Origin of the sequence: Nocardia cyriacigeorgica (assembly GCF_010868145.1) — a bacterium.
GTDB classification, from domain to species: domain Bacteria; phylum Actinomycetota; class Actinomycetes; order Mycobacteriales; family Mycobacteriaceae; genus Nocardia; species Nocardia cyriacigeorgica_D.
Map to the genome: position 1 here is coordinate 162,951 of NZ_JAAGUY010000006.1, position 21,500 is coordinate 184,450.

General features: G+C 68.3%; 11 protein-coding genes. 7 read left to right on the forward strand and 4 right to left on the reverse strand.

All coding sequences use genetic code 11. The features are described from left to right. The first annotated feature begins 104 nt into the window (after positions 1-104). The 3 genes from GV792_RS10975 to GV792_RS10985 all read left to right on the forward strand — a co-directional run bounded on the left by GV792_RS10975 (position 105) and on the right by GV792_RS10985 (position 15,642). On the forward strand, positions 105-13,751 hold the full coding sequence (locus GV792_RS10975; RefSeq protein WP_163823945.1) for a non-ribosomal peptide synthetase: 13,647 nt from the start codon (positions 105-107) through the stop codon (positions 13,749-13,751). Then, the gene (locus GV792_RS10980; protein WP_163823946.1) at positions 13,748-14,737 is read left to right on the forward strand and encodes an ATP-binding cassette domain-containing protein; all 990 of its coding nucleotides are present in this window, start codon (positions 13,748-13,750) and stop codon (positions 14,735-14,737) included. The genes GV792_RS10975 and GV792_RS10980 overlap by 4 nt, the downstream gene beginning before the upstream one ends. Before the next feature lie 104 nt (positions 14,738-14,841). Further along, positions 14,842-15,642 carry an ABC transporter permease gene (locus tag GV792_RS10985; protein ID WP_163824006.1) on the forward strand — a complete coding sequence of 267 codons (801 nt, stop codon included), beginning with the start codon at positions 14,842-14,844 and terminating at the stop codon, positions 15,640-15,642. 111 nt (positions 15,643-15,753) lie between these two features. Here GV792_RS10985 and GV792_RS10990 read toward each other — a convergent pair whose 3' ends face one another. Further along, positions 15,754-16,089 (reverse strand): RNA polymerase-binding protein RbpA, encoded by a 336-nt coding sequence (locus GV792_RS10990; protein WP_014351500.1) that lies wholly within the window; start codon positions 16,087-16,089, stop codon positions 15,754-15,756. A 414-nt stretch (positions 16,090-16,503) separates the two neighbouring features. On the opposite strand from GV792_RS10990, the gene GV792_RS10995 reads away from it, so the two are divergent. After that, positions 16,504-16,827 (forward strand): hypothetical protein, encoded by a 324-nt coding sequence (locus tag GV792_RS10995; RefSeq protein WP_163823947.1) that lies wholly within the window; start codon positions 16,504-16,506, stop codon positions 16,825-16,827. Here the strand turns inward: GV792_RS10995 and GV792_RS11000 are convergent. After that, positions 16,793-17,881, reverse strand: coding sequence for a hypothetical protein (locus GV792_RS11000; protein ID WP_163823948.1), 1,089 nt, complete (start codon positions 17,879-17,881; stop codon positions 16,793-16,795). The genes GV792_RS10995 and GV792_RS11000 overlap by 35 nt on opposite strands. 117 nt (positions 17,882-17,998) lie before the next feature. Then, positions 17,999-18,691 (reverse strand): M23 family metallopeptidase, encoded by a 693-nt coding sequence (locus tag GV792_RS11005; RefSeq protein WP_175584220.1) that lies wholly within the window; start codon positions 18,689-18,691, stop codon positions 17,999-18,001. A gap of 183 nt (positions 18,692-18,874) precedes the next feature. Here GV792_RS11005 and GV792_RS11010 point away from each other — a divergent pair, with 183 nt between their 5' ends. Continuing rightward, positions 18,875-19,216 (forward strand): ArsR/SmtB family transcription factor, encoded by a 342-nt coding sequence (locus GV792_RS11010; protein WP_163823949.1) that lies wholly within the window; start codon positions 18,875-18,877, stop codon positions 19,214-19,216. Here GV792_RS11010 and GV792_RS11015 read toward each other — a convergent pair. Then, positions 19,198-20,181 carry a glycosyltransferase family 9 protein gene (locus GV792_RS11015; RefSeq protein WP_163823950.1) on the reverse strand — a complete coding sequence of 328 codons (984 nt, stop codon included), beginning with the start codon at positions 20,179-20,181 and terminating at the stop codon, positions 19,198-19,200. The genes GV792_RS11010 and GV792_RS11015 overlap by 19 nt on opposite strands. A gap of 235 nt (positions 20,182-20,416) precedes the next feature. Between GV792_RS11015 and GV792_RS11020 the strand changes: the two genes are divergently transcribed. Both GV792_RS11020 and GV792_RS11025 read left to right on the forward strand, forming a co-directional pair. Continuing rightward, positions 20,417-20,998 (forward strand): HdeD family acid-resistance protein, encoded by a 582-nt coding sequence (locus tag GV792_RS11020; RefSeq protein ID WP_163823951.1) that lies wholly within the window; start codon positions 20,417-20,419, stop codon positions 20,996-20,998. A gap of 73 nt (positions 20,999-21,071) precedes the next feature. After that, on the forward strand, positions 21,072-21,377 hold the full coding sequence (locus GV792_RS11025) for a hypothetical protein (protein ID WP_163823952.1): 306 nt from the start codon (positions 21,072-21,074) through the stop codon (positions 21,375-21,377). The last annotated feature ends 123 nt before the right edge of the window (positions 21,378-21,500 follow it).

Here is a 21,500-nt window from a genome sequence, read left to right on the forward strand (position 1 = left end):
CTCCGAATCATCATTCGTGGACTACGTCCTACGGCTAGGCGCGTGTGCGCCTGCCGCGACGGTGCTCGGGGAGTTGCGTGAACAGCGGCAGAACGGAGTGATTGATGAGTTCATTGGCCACGGATCGTGTCGACCAATGTTCATCGGGCGAATTCTCAGCACAACCGTTCGCCTTGTCGCCGGCGCAGACGGCACTGTGGTACGCGCAGCGAATCCGACCGGACGTGCCGCTGACCATCGCGCAGTACGTCGAGATCCACGGTGATCTCGACGCGGGTCGATTGCTGTACTCGATCGAGCGTTTCGGCGCCGAGACCCAGGTCGGTCTGCTCCGATTGGTCGAGATCGACGGTGTGCCGCACCAGGTGGTCGATCCATTCCATCGGCCGGGCTGGGCGCGGGTAGACCTGCGCGGTGAATCCGATCCGCACGCCGCGGCGATGCACTGGATGAACGAGCACGCGAGCTCGCCCATCGATCTGGACAAGGATCACCTCATCACCAACGCCGTGCTGCGGACCGGCGACAACGACTACATCTGGTACGCCCGCGCGCACCACATCATCATCGACGGCTACGGCGCCATGAACGCGCTCACCCGCACCGCCGAGATCTACACCGCGATCGAGAGCGAGACCGAGCCCGTGGTCTCGCGGGCCACCCCGCTCGCCGACATCTACGCCGACGAATCCCGCTACCGCGATTCCGCGCGTTACCGCAACGACCGCGACTACTGGCTCGAACAGCTGGCCGGTGTGGGCGGCACGCTCAGCCTGTCCAACGCCAACAGCGCCGTGCCCATGCCCGATCCGGGCCGTCGCCGCGCCACCGCTGTGCTCGACGAGCACACCGAGGCCGCTGTCACCGCGGCGACCACCGCGTTCGGCGCTGCCAACTCGACGTTGTTCGCCGCGGCGCTGGCCTGCTATGTCCGGTCGGTCACCGGCAACAACGACGTGGTGCTGAGCCTGCCGGTGTCGGCGCGCACCACCGTCGCGCTGCGTCGTTCGGCCGGTGTGGTGTCCAACGTGGTGCCGTTGCGAGTGCGGTTCGACGAGCAGACGACCGTGCGCGATGTGGTGCGCGCGGTCGAGTTGCAGATCACCGGTGCCCTCCGGCATCAGCGCTACCGTCACGACGATATCCGGCGCGACTGCGGATACTCCCGCGACGCCCGCGGCTTCTTCGGCCCGATGGTCAACATCATGTTGTTCCACAACGAGCTGAAGTTCGGCAGCCTGCTCGGCTCGCTGCACGTGCTGGCCACCGGACCCGTCGAAGACCTCTCGATCAACCTCTACAACGGCGTCGGCGACCGCATCCACATCGATTTCGAGGCCAACCCGCAGCTCTACGGCGAGACCGAACTCGCCATGCACCACGACCGGTTCCTCGATTTCCTCGCCCGCTTCATGACCGCGGGCACCGAGACCGCAGCGCTGTCGCTGACCGCCATCACCGACGCCGAGCGGCACCGGGTGCTGCACGCCTGGAACGCCACCGACGTTCCGGTAGCTGTCGATACCCTGGCCGGGATCTTCGCCGGCCGGGCCGCCGTCTGTCCCGACGCGACAGCGGTCGAATTCGAGGACGAGACCCTCACCTATCGCGAACTGGACGAGCGCTCGAGCCGACTCGCGCGGATGCTCATCGCACACGGCGCCGGACCGGACCGCGTGGTCGGAGTCCACCTGCGCCGCAGCATCGACCTGATGGTCGGTCTGTACGGAATCGTCAAGGCGGGTGCGGCCTACCTGCCGCTCGACCTCGACTACCCGCGCGAGCGGATGGAGCGGATCCTGCAGCAGGCCGCGCCGGTCACGGTGCTGACGGCCGCCGAAGACGCGGCGACGGTGCCGGAGCAGGCGCAGACGCTGGCCATTGATACCGCGGATCTGTCCGTCTACGAGGCAGATCCGATCACCGACGCCGATCGGCCCGTGCCGCTGCGTCCCGATCACCTCGCCTACGTCATCTTCACCTCCGGCTCCACCGGAAACCCCAAGGGCGTCGGCGTCACGCACGCCGCCATCGTCAACCGGCTGCGCTGGATGCAGCACGAGTACCCCCTGGATGCCGGAGACGCGGTGCTGCAGAAGACCCCGGCCACCTTCGATGTGTCGGTCTGGGAGTTCTTCTGGCCGTTGCAGATCGGTGCCAGGCTCGTCGTCGCCCGCCCGGACGGCCACCGCGACCCCAGCTATCTGGCCGGGGTCATCGCGGCCAAGGGCGTCACCACGGCGCATTTCGTGCCGTCGATGCTCTCGGTCTTCGTCACCGACACCGATGTCCGCGCGTGCACCGGGCTGCGCCGGGTGTTCTGCAGCGGTGAGGCCTTGCCGCCCGCGACGGTTCGCGACTTCCATGCGGCGCTGCCCGGGCCGCGGCTGCACAACCTGTACGGCCCCACCGAGGCCGCCGTCGACGTCACCTACTGGCCCTGCCCGGCCGACCCCGAGACTGTGCCCATCGGCTCACCGGTGTGGAACACGCAGACCTATGTCCTCGACGCCCGGCTGCAGCCGGTGCCGCCCGGTGGCGTGGGGGAGTTGTACCTGGCGGGCACCCAGCTGGCCCGCGGCTACCTCGGTCAGCCGCGGCTCACCGCCGACCGGTTCGTGGCCAACCCCTTCACCCCGGGTACCCGGATGTACCGCACCGGTGACCTGGCCCGCTGGCATCTGCGTGGCCGCGGCTCGGCGGGCGGTCCCGAGCGTGGTGTCCTGGAATACCTGGGGCGCACCGACTTCCAGGTCAAGATCCGCGGTCTGCGTATCGAACTCGGCGAGATCGAAGCGGCCCTGCTGGCCGATGAACGGGTCGCTCGCGCGGTCTGCGTCGCGCACGCCGGACGGACCGGCGACGAACTGGTCGCCTATGTGGTCGCGGGTCCGGGCGCCCGCGATACCGGCGACACCGCCGACCGTCTCGATACCGCCGCATTGCTCACCGGGCTGCGGGAGACCCTGCCCGCCTATATGGTGCCGACCGCGCTGATGGAACTCGACGAGCTTCCACTCAGTGTCAACGGCAAGATCGACCGTGCCGCGCTGCCCGCTCCGGCTGCCGTGGTTCGACCCGCCGGACGTGTCGGCATCGCGCCGCGCACCGAGGTCGAACGGGTGCTCGCGGGCATCTTCGCCGAGGTGCTCGAGCTCGACGACATCGGCGTGGAGGACGGCTTCTTCGACCTCGGCGGCAACTCGCTGATCGCAGCGCGCGCGGTCGCGCGGATCAACGGCACGCTCGGCGCCGGGGTGACCATCCGCGATCTGTTCGAGGCAGGCACCATCGCCGCGCTCGCCGAAAGATTCGCCACCCACCACTTCGACACGTCCTCACCCGCACTGCGGCCGACCGGGCGCCCGGCCCGGATCCCACTCTCGCCCGCTCAGCAGCGGCTGTGGATTCTCAACCGCTTCGCCGAGCATGCGGCCGCCTACAACATGCCACTGGCGGTGCGCCTGGACGGCAAGCTCGATGTGGCCGCGCTGCGGGCAGGTCTGCTCGATGTCCTCGATCGGCACGAAAGCCTGCGTACCACCTTCCCGGAAACGCCCGAGGGGCCGAGCCAGGTCATTCATGCGGCCACCGACATTCCCTTGCACCTGGACGCCGTCGATGCCTCCGGGGCCGACGTCGACGCGCTGGTAGCCGAATTCGCCGGTTACGGCTTCGACCTGCGCAGTCAGGCGCCCATCCGGGTGGCGCTCTACACGACCGGCCCCGACCACCATGTGCTGCTGCTGGTGTTGCACCACATCTGCGGTGACGGCTGGTCGGTGGCGCCGCTCGCGCGCGACCTGATGACGGCGGTGGCCGCTCGCGCGGCGGGCACCGCACCGCAGTGGACTCCGCTACCGGTGCAGTACGCCGACTTCGCGCTATGGCAGCGCGAATTGCTCGGCGAGGAATCGGATCCGTCGAGCGCGCTGAGCCGTCAGCTGAGCTACTGGCGTTCGGCCCTGGCCGAGCTGCCCGATCAGATCGACCTCCCGCTGGACCGTCCCCGTCCGCTGCGGCGTTCCACCGCGGGCGCACGGTACGGCTTCACGATCGATCCCGAAACACGCCGTGCGGCAGGCGAACTCGCCGTCGCTCGCGGGGTGAGTATGTTCATGGTGCTGCACGCCGCGTTCGCCACCCTGCTGGCTCGGGTCTGCGGCAGCACCGACATCGTCATCGGCACGCCCATCGCGGGCCGTTCCGATCCCGCGCTCGACGAGCTGGTCGGCATGTTCGTGAACACGCTGGTGCTGCGGACCGAGGTCGATCCGGCGGCCGGTTTCGACCGGATGCTCGACGTCGCGCGGGAAACCGATCTCAACGCCTTCGCCAATGCCGACGTACCGTTCGAGCGTCTGGTCGAGGTCGTCAACCCGGAGCGCTCGGGCGGCAGGCATCCGCTGTTCCAGGTGATGCTGTCCTATGATCGTGCGCCCGAACTGCGTATCGAGCTGCCCGGTGTGCACACCGAAGTACTGCCGCTCGCGGCCGACGTCGCGAAGTTCGACCTTCAGCTCGAGGTGCACGACGACAGCTCCGACGGGCCGCTGCACGCCGAATTCGGCTACGCCACCGACGTGTTCGATGCCGTAACGGTCGAGACGCTGGCCCGCCGGTTCAGTGCGATCCTCGCCGCCGCTGTGGTGCGCCCCGATGCCCCGGTCGGTGACATCGGCATCCTGGACCGGCGGGAGACCGCCGACCTGGTGCCGATCGCCGGTGCGCCCGCCGAACCCACGGTCACGCTGGCGCGGCTGTTCGCGCAGACCGCGGAACGACTGCCCGATGCGGTGGCGGTGCGTTTCCGCGGCAACGACACCACCTACCGTGAGCTGGACGAACGATCCAATCAGCTCGCCCGGGTATTGATCGCGCACGGCGCGGGTCCCGAAGTCGTTGTCGCGGTCGCATTGCCGCGCAGCCTGCAGTCGATCCTCGCGGTCTGGGCCGTCGCCAAGACAGGTGCGGCCTACGTCCCGATCGATCCGGGGTATCCGCGCGAGCGGATCGCGCACATGATCGCCGACTCGGGAGCGCTGCTCGGCCTCACCGATCCGGGTTCGCTATCGGCCCTGCCCAGCTGGCCCGCCGATCCGGGCAAGCACAGCCTCGCCACCGGGACGTGGTTGCTGCTCGGTTCCGGTGAGCTCGATATGGCGTGCGCGGCGCATTCGGCTGCCTCCGTCACCGATGCCGAGCGGCACGGTGCGCTGCGAGCCGGCCAGCCCGCCTACCTGATCTACACCTCCGGATCTACCGGTACCCCCAAGGCGGTCATCGTCACCCATGCCGGGCTGGCATCGTTCGCTAATGAGCAGCGGTACCTGTTCGGAGTCACCGATTCCGCACGCACCCTGCACTTCTCCTCACCCAGCTTCGATGCCTCGGTGCTGGAGCTGCTGCTCGGTTTCGCCGCCGGCGCCACCGTCGTGGTCGCGCCCGCCGATCTGTACGGCGGCAGTGAACTCGCCGATTTCCTGCGGACGGAGCGCGTCACCCACGCGTTCATCACGCCCGCGGCGCTGGCGACGGTCCCCTGCGAGCGACTCGATGACCTGCGTTCGGTCATGGTCGGTGGTGAGGCCTGCACCCAGGCGCTGGTGGCGACCTGGTCGGCTCGCTACCAGATGCACAACATGTACGGACCATCCGAAGCCACCGTCGCCGCCACGGCTTCGGCACCGATGCGGGCGGGGGAACCGATTCCGCTCGGCCACCCGGTGCGCGGTATGCGGCTGTTCATCCTGGACAACCGTCTGCGCCCGGTACCGCCCGGCACCCCGGGTGAGCTGTATGTGTCGGGCCCCGGTGTGGCCCGCGGCTACCACGGCCGCCACGCCTTGTCCGCCTCCCGGTTCCCGGCCAACCCACATGGCCGCCGCGGCGAGCGGATGTACCGCACCGGTGACCTCGTCGTCGCCGATCCCGCCGGTAACCTGCGGTTCCTCGGCCGTGCCGACGACCAGATCAAGATCCGCGGTTTCCGTATCGAACTCAGCGAAATCGACCATGTGCTGCGCACCCACCCTGGTGTCGATTTCGCGCTGACCGTGGTGCATACCGACTCGCACGGACACCAGCGGCTCGCCGCCTACGTGACCGCCACCGAGCCGATCGATGCGGCCGCCGTGCTCGACACCGCCCGGGGAAGGCTGCCCGGATATATGGTGCCCGCCGCGGTGACGGTGCTGGACGAGATCCCGGTGACGCCCTCGGGCAAACTCGATCGCAAGGCCCTGCCCGAGCCGGTTTTCGCGACCGCGACCGCGTCCCGTGCGCCGGGGACCGAACTCGAACTGCGGGTCGCCGGTCTGTTCGGAGAAGTGCTCGGCCGCCCCATCACCGGCGCCGACGACAGCTTCTTCGATGTCGGCGGCAACTCGCTGCTGGCCACCCGGCTGGCTGCGGCCGTCCACCAGCAGTTCGGTGTCGAACTGCCGGTGCGCACCATCTTCGAGGCGCCCACTGTGGCAGGCCTCGCCACCGAGCTGGCCAAGGCGCCTCGCGCCCGTCGTGCCCCGCTGACGGTGCACACCCCGCGACCGGAGCGTGTCCCGCTGTCGTTGCCCCAGCAGCGGCTGTGGTTCCTCAACCGCTTCGCCCCCGAATCCAGTGCCTACAACATCGCTTTCGCGTTGCGGATCGAGGGCGATCTGGATGTGGCGGCGTTGCGGGAAGCGCTGGCCGATATCGTCGATCGGCATGAGGTGCTGCGCACCCGCTTCCCCGACGACGAGCAGGGTCCGCACCAGGTCATCATGCCGGTCGCGGACGCGGTCCCGGCTGTGGAGCCCGTGGTCACCGACGAGGCCGGTGTCGCGGGACATCTGGCAGGACTGGCTCGCCGCGGGTTCGACCTGACCACCGAGACGCCGCTGCGGATTACGCTGCTGCGCGTGGACGACATCCACCATGTTCTCGGGGTTGCCGTCCACCACATCGCCGCCGACGGCTGGTCGCTGGCCCCGCTGACCCGGGATCTCGCCACCGCCTACCTGGCCCGCCGCGGTGGCGCCGCGCCGAATTGGCAGCCACTGGCCGTGCAATATGCCGACTTCGGGCTCTGGCAGCGCGACTACCTCGGTGAGGCCACCGACTCCGACAGTCCCGCCGCCGAGCAGCTCGAGTTCTGGCGTACTCAGCTGGCCGATCTGCCCGACCAGTTGCCGTTGCCGTATGACCGTGCCCGTCCGACCGCACCGACCCAGGTCGCCGGCACGGTGGTCCGCACCCTTCCGGATCCGGTGCGCCGCGCTCTCGCCGAGCTGGCGCGCGAGCAGGGCGTCAGCATGTTCATGGTGCTGCGGACCGCGCTGGCGGTGCTGTTGCGTGCGGTGACCGGCGGCCGCGATATCGCGATCGGTACTCCGGTGGCCGGACGCACCCAGCCCGAACTCGACGATCTGGTCGGGATGTTCGTCAATACGCTCGTGCTGCGCTCCGACGTCGACCCGGACCTCGCGTTCACCGCGCTGTTGCGCGCCGATCGTGATACCGAACTGGCGGCGATCGCCCACGCCGACATCCCCTTCGAACGGGTCGTGGAGGAGTTGGGCCGCGACCCGCGCGCAACCGGCCGCCACCCGTTGTTCCAGGTCGCGCTAACCGTCCAGGACACACCGCATCCTCGCCTGGAATTGCCGGGACTGGTGCTGCACGCGCAGGCGCTCGATATCGAGCTGGCGAAGTTCGATCTCGAACTGCGCGTCACCGACCTCGCCGCCGGTGCCGACGAGGGCGCCGTCGAATTCGTCTACGCCGCCGAACTGTTCGATGACGCGACCGTCCAGACCTTGGCCGATCGGTTCCTGACCGTGCTCACCGCGATCACCGCCGACCCGGGCATCCACATCAGCCACATCGATGCCCGTACCGACGACGAACGACACCGGTTCGCACCGGCTTATGGCGCCTCGGTCGGGCCGCAGATCACGCTCGCTGAGGTGTTCGCGCACACCGTTGCCGCCCATCCGCGTCGGACAGCGATCCGTTCGGGCTCGATCGAACTGACCTACACCGAGCTGGACCGGCGGTCGAATAGAGTGGCCCGTCGCCTGATCCGGCACGGTATCGGGACCGGTGATCGGGTCGCACTCGGCCTGACTCGGTCGATCGAGTCCGTGGTCACCGTGCTCGCGGTGGCCAAAACCGGCGCGGCCTTCGTACCGGTGGACCCGAACTATCCGGCCGACCGAGTCCGGCACATGCTGTCGGACTCCGGTTGCGCGGTCGGGGTGACGATGTCCGCGCACGGCGAGCGACTGCGTGCCGCCGACGAGCGCGGGATTGCCTGGATCCTGCTCGACGACACCGCGAACGACGAATTCGAGCCAGCGGCCGATGGCGCGATCGCCGCCAGTGAGCGGCCGCGCTCGACTCGCATCGACGACCTCGCGTATCTGATCTACACCTCCGGCTCCACCGGAACACCGAAGGGCGTGGCCGTCACCCACGGTGGCTTGTCGAATCTGGCCGAGGAATTCCGCGACCGGATGGGTATCCGCCCGGACGCGCGCACACTGCACTTCTCCTCGCCGAGTTTCGACGCCGCCGTGCTCGACCTGCTGCTGTCGATCGGCTCCGGCGCGGCGATGATCATCGTCCCACCGGACGTCTACGGCGGCGATGAACTTGCCGCGCTGCTCACCAGCGAACGGGTGACCCACACGTTCATCACGCCTGCGGCGCTGGCCACGATCGATCGGGATCGGTGGCCGCTGCCGGACCTGCACACTCTGCTGGTCGGCGGCGAGGCCGTCGGGCCGGAGCTGGTCACTCGCTGGGCGCCGGACCGCACCGTGCTCAACGTCTACGGCCCGACGGAGGCCACGGTGGTGGTCACGATGTCGGTACCGTGCGAGATCGCCCGCCCGATCGCCATCGGCACCCTGGTGCGTGGTGCGCGGGCCGTCGTGCTCGACGAGCGGCTGCGTCCGGTCCCGGTGGGTGTGCCCGGCGAGCTGTATGTCGGTGGGCCAAGCCTGGCGCGTGGCTACTTCGACCGATTCGGGCTGACCGCCGCCCGCTTCGTGGCCGACCCCTGCGGCCCGGCCGGTTCGCGTCTCTACCGCACCGGTGATGTGGTGCGCTGGAACACCGACGGTGAACTGATCTATCTCGGTCGCAGTGATCATCAGGTGAAGGTGCGCGGATTCCGGATCGAGCTCGGTGAGATCACCGCGGCAATGGCCGGCCATCCCGATGTGCGCTTCGCCCACACGGAGGTGCGCGCGCTCGCAGGCGCCGACCGGATCGTGTCGTACATCCAGCCCGCCCAACCGGGATGTGAGCTCGACGTCGATGCCGTGCGCGCGCACGTGGCGGCACAGCTTCCCGCCCACATGGTTCCGGCGGCGATCACTGTGCTGGAACAGATTCCGCTGACCCCGGTGGGCAAGTTGGACACCGCGGCGCTGCCGGAGCCGTCCCTGCCCACGGCGCGGGTCACCCGGGCGCCGGCGACCGAGACCGAGCGGCTGGTTGCCGAGGTGATGCGTGAGCTGGTCGGCGCCGAGGCCGTCGGTGTGGACGACAGCTTCTTCGAGATCGGCGGAACATCACTGCTGGCCACGCAATTGGTCGCGCGGCTGGCGACGGCGAGCGGGACGAGGCTCGAGGTGCGCGCCGTCTTCGCGGGGCCGACCGTCGCCGAACTGGCGGCCAGGCTGGAATCGGGCCCGGCCGACGACGACCGGCCGCCACTGGTGGCGGGCCCGCGCCCACAGCGGATTCCGTTGTCCGCGGCCCAGCGCCGGTTGTGGTTCCTCAACCGCTTCGACGGTTCCACGGGACTGCACAACTCGGGCGCCTACAACGTCCCGGTGGTGTTGCGGATGCGTGGACAGCTCGACCGGACCGCGCTCATTGCGGCACTGCGTGCTGTGCAGCGCAGGCATGAGACGCTGCGGACGGTCTTCCCGGAGATCGACGGTGAACCGTCGCAGGTCATCCTCGACCCGGCCGACGCGTCGATCGAGACGCGGACCGAGACGGTGCCTGCCGTTGCGGTCGAACGGGTGATCCGGGAGTTCGCCGCCGCGGGCTTCGACCTCGGCTCCGCGGTACCGGTCCGGGCCGCGATCCTCACGGTGACCAACCCGACCGTCGTATCGAGCGAACCCGATGAGCACGTGCTGGTCCTGGTGGTCCATCACATCGCGATGGACGGCTGGTCACTCGAGCCGCTCGCCGCCGACGTGGCCGCGGCCTACTCCGCGGCCCGCGAAGGCAGGGTGCAGAGCGTGCCGGCGCTGGAGATCCAGTACGCCGATTACACGCTGTGGCAGGAACGGGTTCTCGGCGACGAGGAGGACGCCGAATCGCTGATCGGTCGCCAGCTCGCTTACTGGCGTACCACATTGGCGGATCTGCCGGAACTGCTGGCCGTACCCGCCGACCGGCCGCGTCCGCCCACACCGTCCCATCGCGGCGGCACGGTGACCTGCGCAGTCGACGCCGCCACTCACCGGGAGCTGCACACCGTCGCCACCGGGCACAACGTCAGCATGTTCATGCTGCTGCACGCCGCGCTCGCGGTACTGCTGCACCGGATGACGGCCGTGGACGACATCGCTGTCGGTACGCCGATCGCGGGCCGCGGCGATCCGGCGCTCGATCGCATGGTCGGCATGTTCGTCAACACGCTGGTGCTGCGCACCAGGGTCGACGCCGACGCCGCGTTCACCGATCTGCTGGCGGAGGTTCGCGACACCGATCTCGATGCTTTCGCGAGCGCGGATCTGCCGTTCGAGCGGTTGGTCGAGGTCCTGAACCCGGCGCGGTCGCAGTCGCATCATCCACTGTTCCAGGTCATGTTGTCGGTGCGCAACGAACCGATTCGGGTGCTGGAACTTCCGGGCCTGCGGATCGACGCCGAGGACACCGACACCGGGATCGCCAAATTCGATCTGCAGTTCACTCTCACCGAGAACCGCACGGCGCGTCGGGAACCCGCGGGCCTTTCGGTGTCGGTCGACTTCGCGCACGATCTGTTCGACGAGGAGACCGCCGCCCGCTTCGGCAAGCGGTTCGTCCGGCTGTTGACCGCGATCGCAGCGAACCCGGCCACCGCGGCCGGCGATCTGGACATGCTCGACCCGGCGGAATGGTCGGAACTTGCACCGGTGCGCGGGGCGCAACCCGACCGCCCGCTCACGCTGCCCGAGGTGTTCACCGCGGCCGCTGCCACGGACCCACACGCCATCGCCGTGCGTGCCGAGGGCACGGAGGTCACCTACTCGGCCCTCGATCGATGGAGCAACCGGCTGGCTCGGGTGTTGATCGACCGTGGCGTCGGGCCGGAGACACTGGTGGCACTGGGTATTCCACGATCGGTGGAATCGGTGGCGACGGTGCTGGCGGTGGCAAAGACCGGTGCGGCGTTCGTACCGGTCGACCCGAACTACCCGGCAGGCCGGATCGCGCACATGCTGACGGATTCCGGTGCGAGCCTGGGTATCACGCTCGCCGAGTACCGCGACGGTCTGCCCTCGGACGCGCACTGGCTCGAGCTCGACGCGCCCGATATCCGGTCGCTGGTTCTCGCGGCGTCCGGTGACGGGGTGACCGACGCCGACCGGATCGCACCGCTGCGGCTGGACAACCCCGCGTATGTCATCTACACCTCCGGCTCGACCGGGACCCCCAAGGGTGTGACGGTCACCCACGGCGGCCTGTCCAACTTCGCGGCCGAGACCGCTCAGCGCTTCGACGTCCGGCCCGGGTGCCGGGTGCTGCATTTCGCAACGCCGAGTTTCGACGCCGCCATGCTGGACCTGCTGCTCGCGCTCGGTGGTGCCGCGACCCTGGTGATCACGCCTCCCGGCGTGGTCGGTGGTGCCGATCTCGGGCGGGTATTCATCGAGGAGGGCATCACACACGCGTTCATCACCACGTCGGCGCTGGGCACCGTCGATCCCGCCGGGGTGACCGAACTGTCGCACGTCCTCGTCGGCGGTGAAGCGCTTCCGCCGGATACGGTGGCAAGGTGGGCGCCTGGCCGCAACCTCTACAACGTGTACGGCCCGACCGAAACCACCATCGTCACGATCATTTCGCAGCCGATGGTGCCGGGCGGGCCCATCACCATCGGCGGTCCGATCCGTGGCGTAGACGCCACCATTCTGGATCCGCGGTTGCATCCGGCGGCCATCGGTGTCACGGGTGAACTGCATCTGGCGGGTGCCGCACTGGCGCGCGGCTATCTGAATCGGCCCGGCCTCACCGCGACGCGGTTCGTCGCCAACCCGTACGGAAAGCCCGGCGAGCGGATGTACCGCACCGGTGACCTCGTCCGCTGGTGGCCCGGTACGGAGGAGGGCGCGGGCGATATCGAGTATGTCGGCCGCACCGACCATCAGGTGAAGATTCGCGGATTCCGCATCGAGCTCGGCGAAATCGACACCGCGCTGGCCAGACACGGTGGCGTCGAGTTCTCCACCACCATCGGCCACCGGACGCCCGCGGGCGCCACCGCGCTGGTGTCGTATGTGAAGCCGCGGGCCGGTTCGGTGGTGACCGCCGCCGAACTCACCGCACATCTGGCCGATCTGGTACCGAATTACATGGTGCCGCAGTCGATCATGTTGATCGACCGGATACCGCTGAGCCCGGTGGGCAAGCTCGATCGCCGCGTCCTGCCGGAACCGGTGTTCACCGGTGGTCAGGGATATCGGGCACCGGTGACGGCTACCGAGGCGGCGCTGTGCGCGGCCTTCGCGGACGCGCTCGGTGTCGACCGGGTCGGTGCCGACGACAGTTTCTTCGAACTCGGTGGCAACTCGCTGCTTGCGACGAAGGTCGTGGCCCGGCTGCGGGACGAGGGCATCGAGATGCCGGTGCAATTGATGTTCGGCGACGCCACCCCGGCGGCGATCGCGGCGCGGCTCGACGACAGCGGTGTCGCCGATGCGATGGCCGAGGCGCTGGCACCGATCCTTCCGCTTCGGCCCGATACCGGCAACAGCAAGGAACCGCTGTTCTGCGTGCATCCCGCGATCGGTCTGGCGTGGTGCTACTCGGGACTGCTGGCCCACCTGTCCTCGGATCGGCCGATCTACGGCCTGCAGGCACCACATGTGGCGGGCGGCGACGGCTACGGCTCGCTCGCCGAGACGGCCGATCGGTACGTCGAGCACATCAGGTCCATCCAGCCGCACGGCCCGTACCACCTACTCGGCTGGTCGCTGGGCGGGCTCATCGCCCACGAAATTGCGGTGCGCCTACAGGACGCGGGGGAGCGGGTGGGGCTGCTGGCGATGATGGACAGCTACCAGCTCTCCGACAGCCTGCTCGATCAGGCCATGCCGAGCGTCGCCGATATCGTCGGCGAATTCGGTAGCGACCTGTTCGACGATGCCACCGCGATCGACGACCAGATGAGTCTGTCGGAGGCCGCGGCACTGCTGCGGTCACGCCCGGGACCGTTCGCGGCGTTGACCGTCGACCATCTCGAACGGCTCTACACCGGCTACGCCAACGGCACGGTGCTGGCCAATAGTTTCCGTCCCCGCGTGTTCACCGGTGACCTGTTGTTCTTCACGGCCGCCGATGACGACGTCAACCGGGCCGACCGGGACCGGTGTGCGGCGGCCTGGCGTCCGTACGTTACCGGGGCCGTGCACGACCATCAGCTGCGCTGCGACCACGCGGCGATGACCACACCCGACGCACTCGCGGTGATCGGCCCGGTGCTGCGCTTCCACCTCGACGGCGCGAATCGGCAAGCGAAGGAGATGGACAGGTGAGCCTGGCGGTGGAAGTCCTCGGCCTGGTCAAGAACTACGGCCGCGTCCGGGTGCTCGACGGAATCGACATCCAGATCCCTGCGGGCACCGTGATGGGATTGCTCGGGCCCAACGGTGCGGGCAAGACGACGACGGTCCGCATCGTCACCACGCTGCTACGCCCGTGTGCGGGTTCGGTGCAGGTGGCGGGCGTTGACGTCTTGCGCGATCCTGCGGCGGCCCGTCGCCGCATCGGATTGTCCGGTCAGTACGCCGCCGTTGACGCCAACCTGTCCGGATACGAGAACCTGCGGATGGTGGCCCGGCTCTACGGTATGTCGCATCGGCAGGCCGCCGCCCGTGCCGGAGAACTGCTCACCGCGTTCGGTCTCGACCATGCCGCCGATCGCCGGGCGGGCACCTACTCCGGTGGTATGGCGCGCAGGCTGGATCTGGCCGGTGCGCTGGTCGCGCGGCCTCCCGTCGTGGTGCTGGATGAGCCGACCACCGGCCTCGATCCGCGCGGCCGGCTCGACATGTGGCGGGTCATCGGTGATCTCGTCGACGACGGCACCACTGTTCTGCTGACAACGCAGTACCTCGAGGAAGCCGATCAACTGGCCGACCGGATCATCGTCATCGATCGCGGCAAGGTCATCGCCCGTGGTTCGGCCGACGAGTTGAAAACGTCCATCGGCGGTGACCGGCTGACCGTCACGCTGGCCGCAGGCCAGGACGCCAAGCCCGCTCTGTCGGTGCTGGGTCAGGTCGGCATCGGGGAGCCCGCCCACGAAATCGGTACCGACGAGGTATCGATCGTGGTCGGCGACGGTTCCCGCACCATGGTCGAGGCGTTGCGGCGGCTCGACGACGCCGGTGTCTGCGTCGTCGACGCGAATGTGCACCGTCCCAGCCTCGACGACGTATTCCTGTCCCTCACCGGCACCGCGGCGCCCACGCCCGCGGCGGCGGAATCCGACGACGTACAAGAGGAGATCATGTCGTGAGCACCGCGCAGGCAGCGGTACGTGACGAAGCCCCCGTGTCCGAGGACTCCGAGGCGGACGGCGCCGCCCGCGACGCGGCGAAACCGCGTGCGGTGTATGCGGATATGTCGCCACGCGGACGGGTCTTCCGCGACAGCGCCATCGTCGCCTACCGGAACCTGCTGACCATCCTTCGCGTACCGACGCTGCTGGTGACCGCGACGATCCAGCCGCTGATGTTCGTTTTCCTGTTCGCCTATATCTTCGGGGCGTCCCTGGGCGGCAGTCAGTATCGGGAGTTCCTGTTGGCCGGGATCTTCGCGCAGACCGTCGCATTCAACGCGGCTTTCACCACCGTCGGATTGGCCGGTGACCTGCACAAAGGCATCATCGACCGGATGCGGACCCTGCCGATGTCGCGGCTGGCGGTGCTGATGGGCCGCACCCTGTCGGATCTGGTGGTCAATATCCTCAGCCTGGTCGTCATGGTCGGCTGCGGCTATATCGTCGGCTGGCGGATCAACGGCGGAATCGCCGACGCCACGCTGGCCTTTGCGGTGATCCTGCTGTTCGCGTTCGCGATGTCCTGGATCGGCGCGCTGACCGGCTTGCTGTCGCCGACGGTCGAGGTCGCGCAGAGCGCGGGGTTGATCTGGCTGTTCCCGCTGTCGTTCATCTCCTCGGCGTTCATCTCCGCCGAAACGCTGCCCGGTCCGCTGCGCACGATCGCGGAATGGAATCCCATCACCGCGGTCGCTGCGGCCGGGCGCAAGCTGTTCGACAATAGTTCGCCGCCATCGTTCGCCACTCCGACCGGATGGCCTGCCGAGCACTGTGTCGAATACGCGGTGATCTGCTCGCTTGCCATCCTCGCCGTGGCGGTACCGCTGGCACTGCTGCGCTACCGCAAGGTCGCAAGCCACTGAATCCGGTGCGCCCGTGGACATGAATCCACGGGCGCACCCATGACAGGCGAAAGGCCGCTCACCCCGGACGAATCCGGTGGGAGCGGCCTTGTCGGTGGCGGGCCGGTGTGCTCAGCCGCGCCTACGGGTCTTGAGCAGTTCGAGACGTTCCTTCAGCAGTTCCTCGAGCTCTTCCTTGCTGCGCCGTTCCAGCAGCATGTCCCAGTGAGTGCGCGGCGGCTTGACCTTCTTGGCCTCTTGCGTCGTGCCCTCGAGCAGGACACCCTCCTGGCCGTTGCGGCACAACCACGTCGGCGGGATCTCGGCATCGTCGGCGAACGGGACGTCGAACTCTTCACCATTATCGGTCCGGTACCGGGCCATCCGGCGCGGCGCCAAATCGTGGTCGCGGTCGGTCTCGTAGCTCACCGCTCCGAGCCGACTGCCCCGGAGTACGCGATCTGCCATCTGTTCGGTCCTCTCTGTGTGTGATGTGCCGCTCCTGCGTCGCGGCGTATTCGCGGCCCTTCGATGACTCGGATTTCCGCGGCCGCTGCTCGCCTTCGGCATGCGCAGCGGCCGCGGAAACCCGAGCCGAGCCGCGAACGGGCTCGTCGGACTCGCCCCTCCATGGGTAACTGGTGGCGCGGTCGCGAACCTCCTCGGCGTCCGGTGGGCCGTGCACGCATGCGCGGAACCGGTTGTGGGCTTCTCGCTCCCGGCATGCCATCCGGGCGCGAGCACCTTGTGCTCTGTGAACGTGTGGTGGGCTACGTTCGTTCCCTGTGGGGGAGAACCTGGCTATTCTACGCTGTTCGCAGCTGTTGCCGGAGCGGCGTGCCCTGTGCGGACCACGGGCACGTGCGGTTAGGGTGTCGGGTCATGTCGCGCCGGTTACTGTCCTGCCTGTGGTGTGGGCGGGAAATCGTGGAATCCGAGGTCGGGCGGCGGCGCAGGTATTGCCGCCAGTCGTGCCGTCAGCGTGCCTACGAACATCGCAACAGCTTGAAGGGGACGGGGATTCCCGAAGACTCGGTGGTGTTGAGCGCGCAGGAGGCCGCGGATCTGGCCGATCGGTGGTTCGCCGCGCGGTGTGCGGCTGAGGATGTCGCGACTGCGATCGGGGAAGGCGCCGACACCACAGAACTCGCGGCGCTGAGCGAAACGCTGGTCAAACTCGCCCACGAGGCCGAACGGTTGCGCTGACTGCGGTGGATTCGGGTGTGGGCGATGCCGACCGGTTCGCGCGAGCCTTGCGGTACACCAGCGCTGTCAGACAGGCCACGGCGGTGAGCAGCGCGGTGACCGCGATGACGGTGGCGGTGTCCGGGCGCAGCAGCGGTTGCGCTCGCATGGCCTGCCAGTAGGTCAGGCCGAACAGCCCGGTATAGCCAAGCGCCAGCACGCCGACCAGCTCCGTGCGGGTGCGCTCACTACGCAACCATGAATAGCGTTGTCCCAGCCACGCCGCGGCGATCACCGCCAGGATCAGCACCTGGATGCCGTGGAGCCCGAGGAAATGCGGAATCCGCAGATCTCCACCGATGGTGCTCCAGTGGGTGATCGGCATGCCTGCCCCGTCGCGCGCCGCCTCGGTGCGGTCGGCCGGATCGAGGACGGTGTGCCCGGCGATCAATTCCACGACGCGTCCCTCGGCGTCGAGGACACGCTGCGTTCCGGTGAAGCCCATCAGATATGCCTGCGCCATGCCCACGACAGCCAGCGCGAGCCCGGAGCGGATCGCCCACGTGGTCGGTCGGTCGACGAGTCGCTGCCAGCACAAGATCAGCGCGATCAGCAGATTCGCGAGGAACAGTCCGGGAACGCTGGCTGCGAAGATCTGCTGACCGATGACGTTCACCGGGTCGTTGTCGTAGTTGTTGAAATGGCTGAAGGTCCCGCGGGCGGCTTGTACCGCGATGAAACCTACGTCGAGAAATCCGGATATCGCGACCATGGCGCCCAGCCACCAGGTGGCGCGGCGGGCCCGGTGTGACAATGCGAGCAGGTAGGCCAGCGTGAGTCCGTAGAGCGCGAAAGCGATCCCGAACTTCAACGGCTTCACCCACACCGACTCGTCGAGCAGCGTGCGATCGTCGACCACGACTCCGCAGGCCGAGACGATCGTCAGTGCGATCATCGCGCCGACCATGGTGAGCAGCGGTCGATGCAGACGCCCACGATGGAGCGGGACGGAGATGTGATCGCGACGTGAATCCGTGGAAGTCGGTGCCTGGGAATCGATCTCGGTGGTGGCCATGGTGCGACGTTAGGAACCCGCCGTGCTCGGCCGCATCCCGCCACGGAGCCACCACCACCCGTACCCAGGTACGGGGTCGGTCCGGTCCGGTGTCAGCTCACGCAGACGCCGGAGTCGTCAGGAGTGGTCTCCGTGGACGTTGATGCCGCGCGCGGCCAGCCACGGCTGCGGGTCGATCGGGCCGACGCCGGGCACGTGCACCTCGTAGTGCAGGTGGGGTCCGGTGGATTGGCCGCGGCTACCCACGGTGGCGATCACGTCGCCGGCCCGCACGGGCTGGCCGACGGAGGCCAGGATGTCCTGCATATGTCCGTACACGCCGACGGTGCCGTCGTCCTGCTGGACCCGCACCCACAGGCCGAAACCGCTGGCCGGACCGGCCTCGATCACGACACCGTCGGTCACGGCGGCGATCGGGGCGCCCATCGGGTCGGCGAAATCGATACCGGCGTGCATGGCACCCCAGCGCATGCCGAACGTGGAACTCATCGGGCCTGCCACCGGGCGGAGGGTCTTCGGGCGGGCGAACTCGATGGCCAGGCGATTCTGTTCCCAGGCCACGGCCTCGGGCACGGTCTGTGCGCGCTGGGCTTCGGGCGGGGTGAAGGCGGTGAAGGTGGCGTCGCTGCTGTCGGCGACCAGGCGCGGCGAGTGGATGGCCTCGGTCGAGTTCTCTTGGGTGCATCCGGCGAGCACACCGAGCGAGGCGCCGATCGCGGTCGAGGCGGCGACCACGCGGGTGACGACGCTGTGTCGGCCGGGGCGAGGTGTGCCGATACGGCGAGAAAGTAACGGAACGGTCACGGGCATGGCTTGAAGCTACGGGATGGCAATGCCCGCTCCGCAATCCTGTGGTTACCGTCACCAGGTCATAAAAGCCCAGTTCGAAGATTACGAAGCGATAACGACACGGTTGACATTCGGTGTTCAGCTGCGGAAATGCGGTAAATCGGCGAATTGACTCGAAGGCTGCCAGTTGATCACACTGTGTTAGTGGCAGCTAATGGAGTCCGGGCGATCGAAGCGCTTGCCGACCCCACCAGGCGGGCGATATTCGAAGCGCTTCCGCATGCGCAGCGGTCAGTGGGTGATCTGGCCGCTGATGTCGGGGTCAGCAGTTCAGCGGTTTCGCAGCATCTGCGGGTGCTGCGGGAGGCGCGGCTGGTGATGATGCGACCGGACGGCAACCGGAGGCTGTACTTCCTTGACCCGCGTGGTCTGGCCGATGCACGCGACTACGTCGAGCGGTTCTGGCCCAGCGCCATGGCGGCCTATTCCGCGGCGGTGCACACCGCGCGCCTGGAAGAAGAAGGCCCTCAGCCGACGCGGCGGTAGGCGCGGGGACGGTCGCCGCCGGCTCCGGCCCAGGTGTGCTTGCCGAGCTGGGCATCGACCGCGCCGATCACCTCGCTCACCCCGATCCGCAGCAGGCCCGCGTCGGTGCTGTCGGCGTTCGGGTCGCCGACCTGGCCCGCCCACAGCACGTCATGCCTGCCGAGCAGATGCGGCGGCGGCCCGCCCCGGCGCGGGGGAGTCGGGCCGAACAGCTGCACCGTGCGGGTGCCGAACGCGGTGGCCAGATGCGCGACCCCGGTATCCCCACACAGCACCAGTGCGGCCTCGGCGACCGTCGCGGCCAGTTCGATCAGGTTCTGCTCACCGGCGAGGACGCGATGCGGAGGCAGTCCGGCGCGGGCGGCGATACCGAGGGCGATCTCGCGCTCGAACTCGTCGCCGGTAATGACTACCTCCCGGCCGAGCACCGACTGATGCCGGATGACCGCGGCGAACCGGTCCGGTGGCCAGCGGCGTGCGGGCGCGCCCGCACCGATGTGCACGACGACGGCATCACGGTGGCTCGTGGTGGCGACCGGCGGAACCAGTCCGAGGTTGCGGCGGTCGGCGTCGATGCCGTCGAACTCGAGCAGATGGCACCAGCGGTCGACCAGGTGCATGTCCGGCTCCCACTGCGGACCCGGCAGCTCGGGGAAGGCAGGGTTGGCGTAGGTGAGGATGCGACGGGCATCGGTCTTGATCAGCTCGACGATCGACTCGGTGTCCGGACCGTGCAGATTCACCGCGAGATCGGGTGCGCGGCCGTCCCAGCGGAGACTGCCACCCTCGGCGGTGGGGACCATCGCGTCGACCGAAGTGATCAGGTCGACGATCGGACGCAGCCGGTGCGGTGCCGCCAGGACGATGCGGTCGTCCGGCCTGGCCCGGCGAAGCGCGCGCAACGCCGGGACCGCGGTGAGCAGATCACCGAGACCGCGTGCCTGAAGCACGAGAACAACCGACACCCTCTTCTCCTAGCCACCCGAGACTCGTCTACCCGACCCACTCGACTCACCTGACGGCGTTCACGACGAGAGCCATTGACCCACAATTACCCGGCGTATCCAGCGGCAAACGTGATAGTTGCGGCGTTCTCGGTCACAGTTGGCCGGTCGCTTGCACGACCGCGGCGGCGGCGCGCGGGGCGGATGTATCGGCAAATATCCAGAGAACCAGTGGTTTCGGGCATAACATCACTTCATGACGACCAATATCATCCCGCAGGGCACGGTGCAGGCCCTCGCGCGTGCCGCCTGGCAATCGATCTTGGTCACCGGATTGCTTTCGGTGATCCTCGGCATCCTGATCCTGGTGTGGCCGGGCAAGACGCTGCTGGTCGCCGGCATCATCTTCGGCATCTACCTGGTGGTCAGCGGTCTGTTGCAGCTGCTCGCCGCGTTCGCGGCGCCCGCGAGTACGGGTATGCGGGTGCTCTATTTCATCACCGGCGTGCTGTCGATCGTCATCGGTGTCTTCTGCTTCCGCGACGAGCTGACCTCGATCCTGCTGCTCGGGTTGTGGATCGGAATCGGCTGGCTGTTCCGCGGCATCGCGGTGGCGATGGCCGCGCTCTCCGAGCCGGATCTGCCGGGCCGCGGCTGGCAGGGCTTCTTCGGCGTGATCACCGCCATCGCCGGTGTCGTGCTGATCGTCTGGCCGGTCGAGTCGATCACCACCCTGGCCGTGGTGGCAGGTATCTGGCTGATCGTGCTCGGCATCATCGAGATGGTCACCGCCTTCGGCGTGCGTAAGGACGCGAAGGATCTGGGTGTTCCGGCATAGCGCGCGTCATGGCACAATCGCAGGGTTATCGGTCGACGTCGGGGGTCGACATCGAAAGGAACTGGAGGCACGAATGTTTCGTACTGCTGGGATCGTCGGTGCGCTGGCCACCGCGGGCGCCATCGCCCTGCTCGCGCCGGGCGCCGCTCACGCCGCGGGTGGCACCCTGAACCTGAACGGTGAGCTGCACGCGAACCCGGTGGGCTGCTTCAACACCAGCGACAGCTTCTACTCGACGCTGCAGACCACCGTGGGAAACTCCACTGATCGGGCCATCACGCTGTATGCGGGCGCCGACTGCGCCGGCCAGGCCCTTGGCGTCATCGAGCCCAACACCATCGGCTACGTGCCCACCGGCGGCAGCGTCTCGGTGCAGTAGCACCGGCCCCGCCGAAGACGACGTGGACCCCGTGAGGCATCACGGGGTCCACTCGTGTGTTCGGGCTCGGTCATCGGCGAGTCGGTAGCGCGAAGCCCCGATAGAACGTCCAGAACCCAGGCG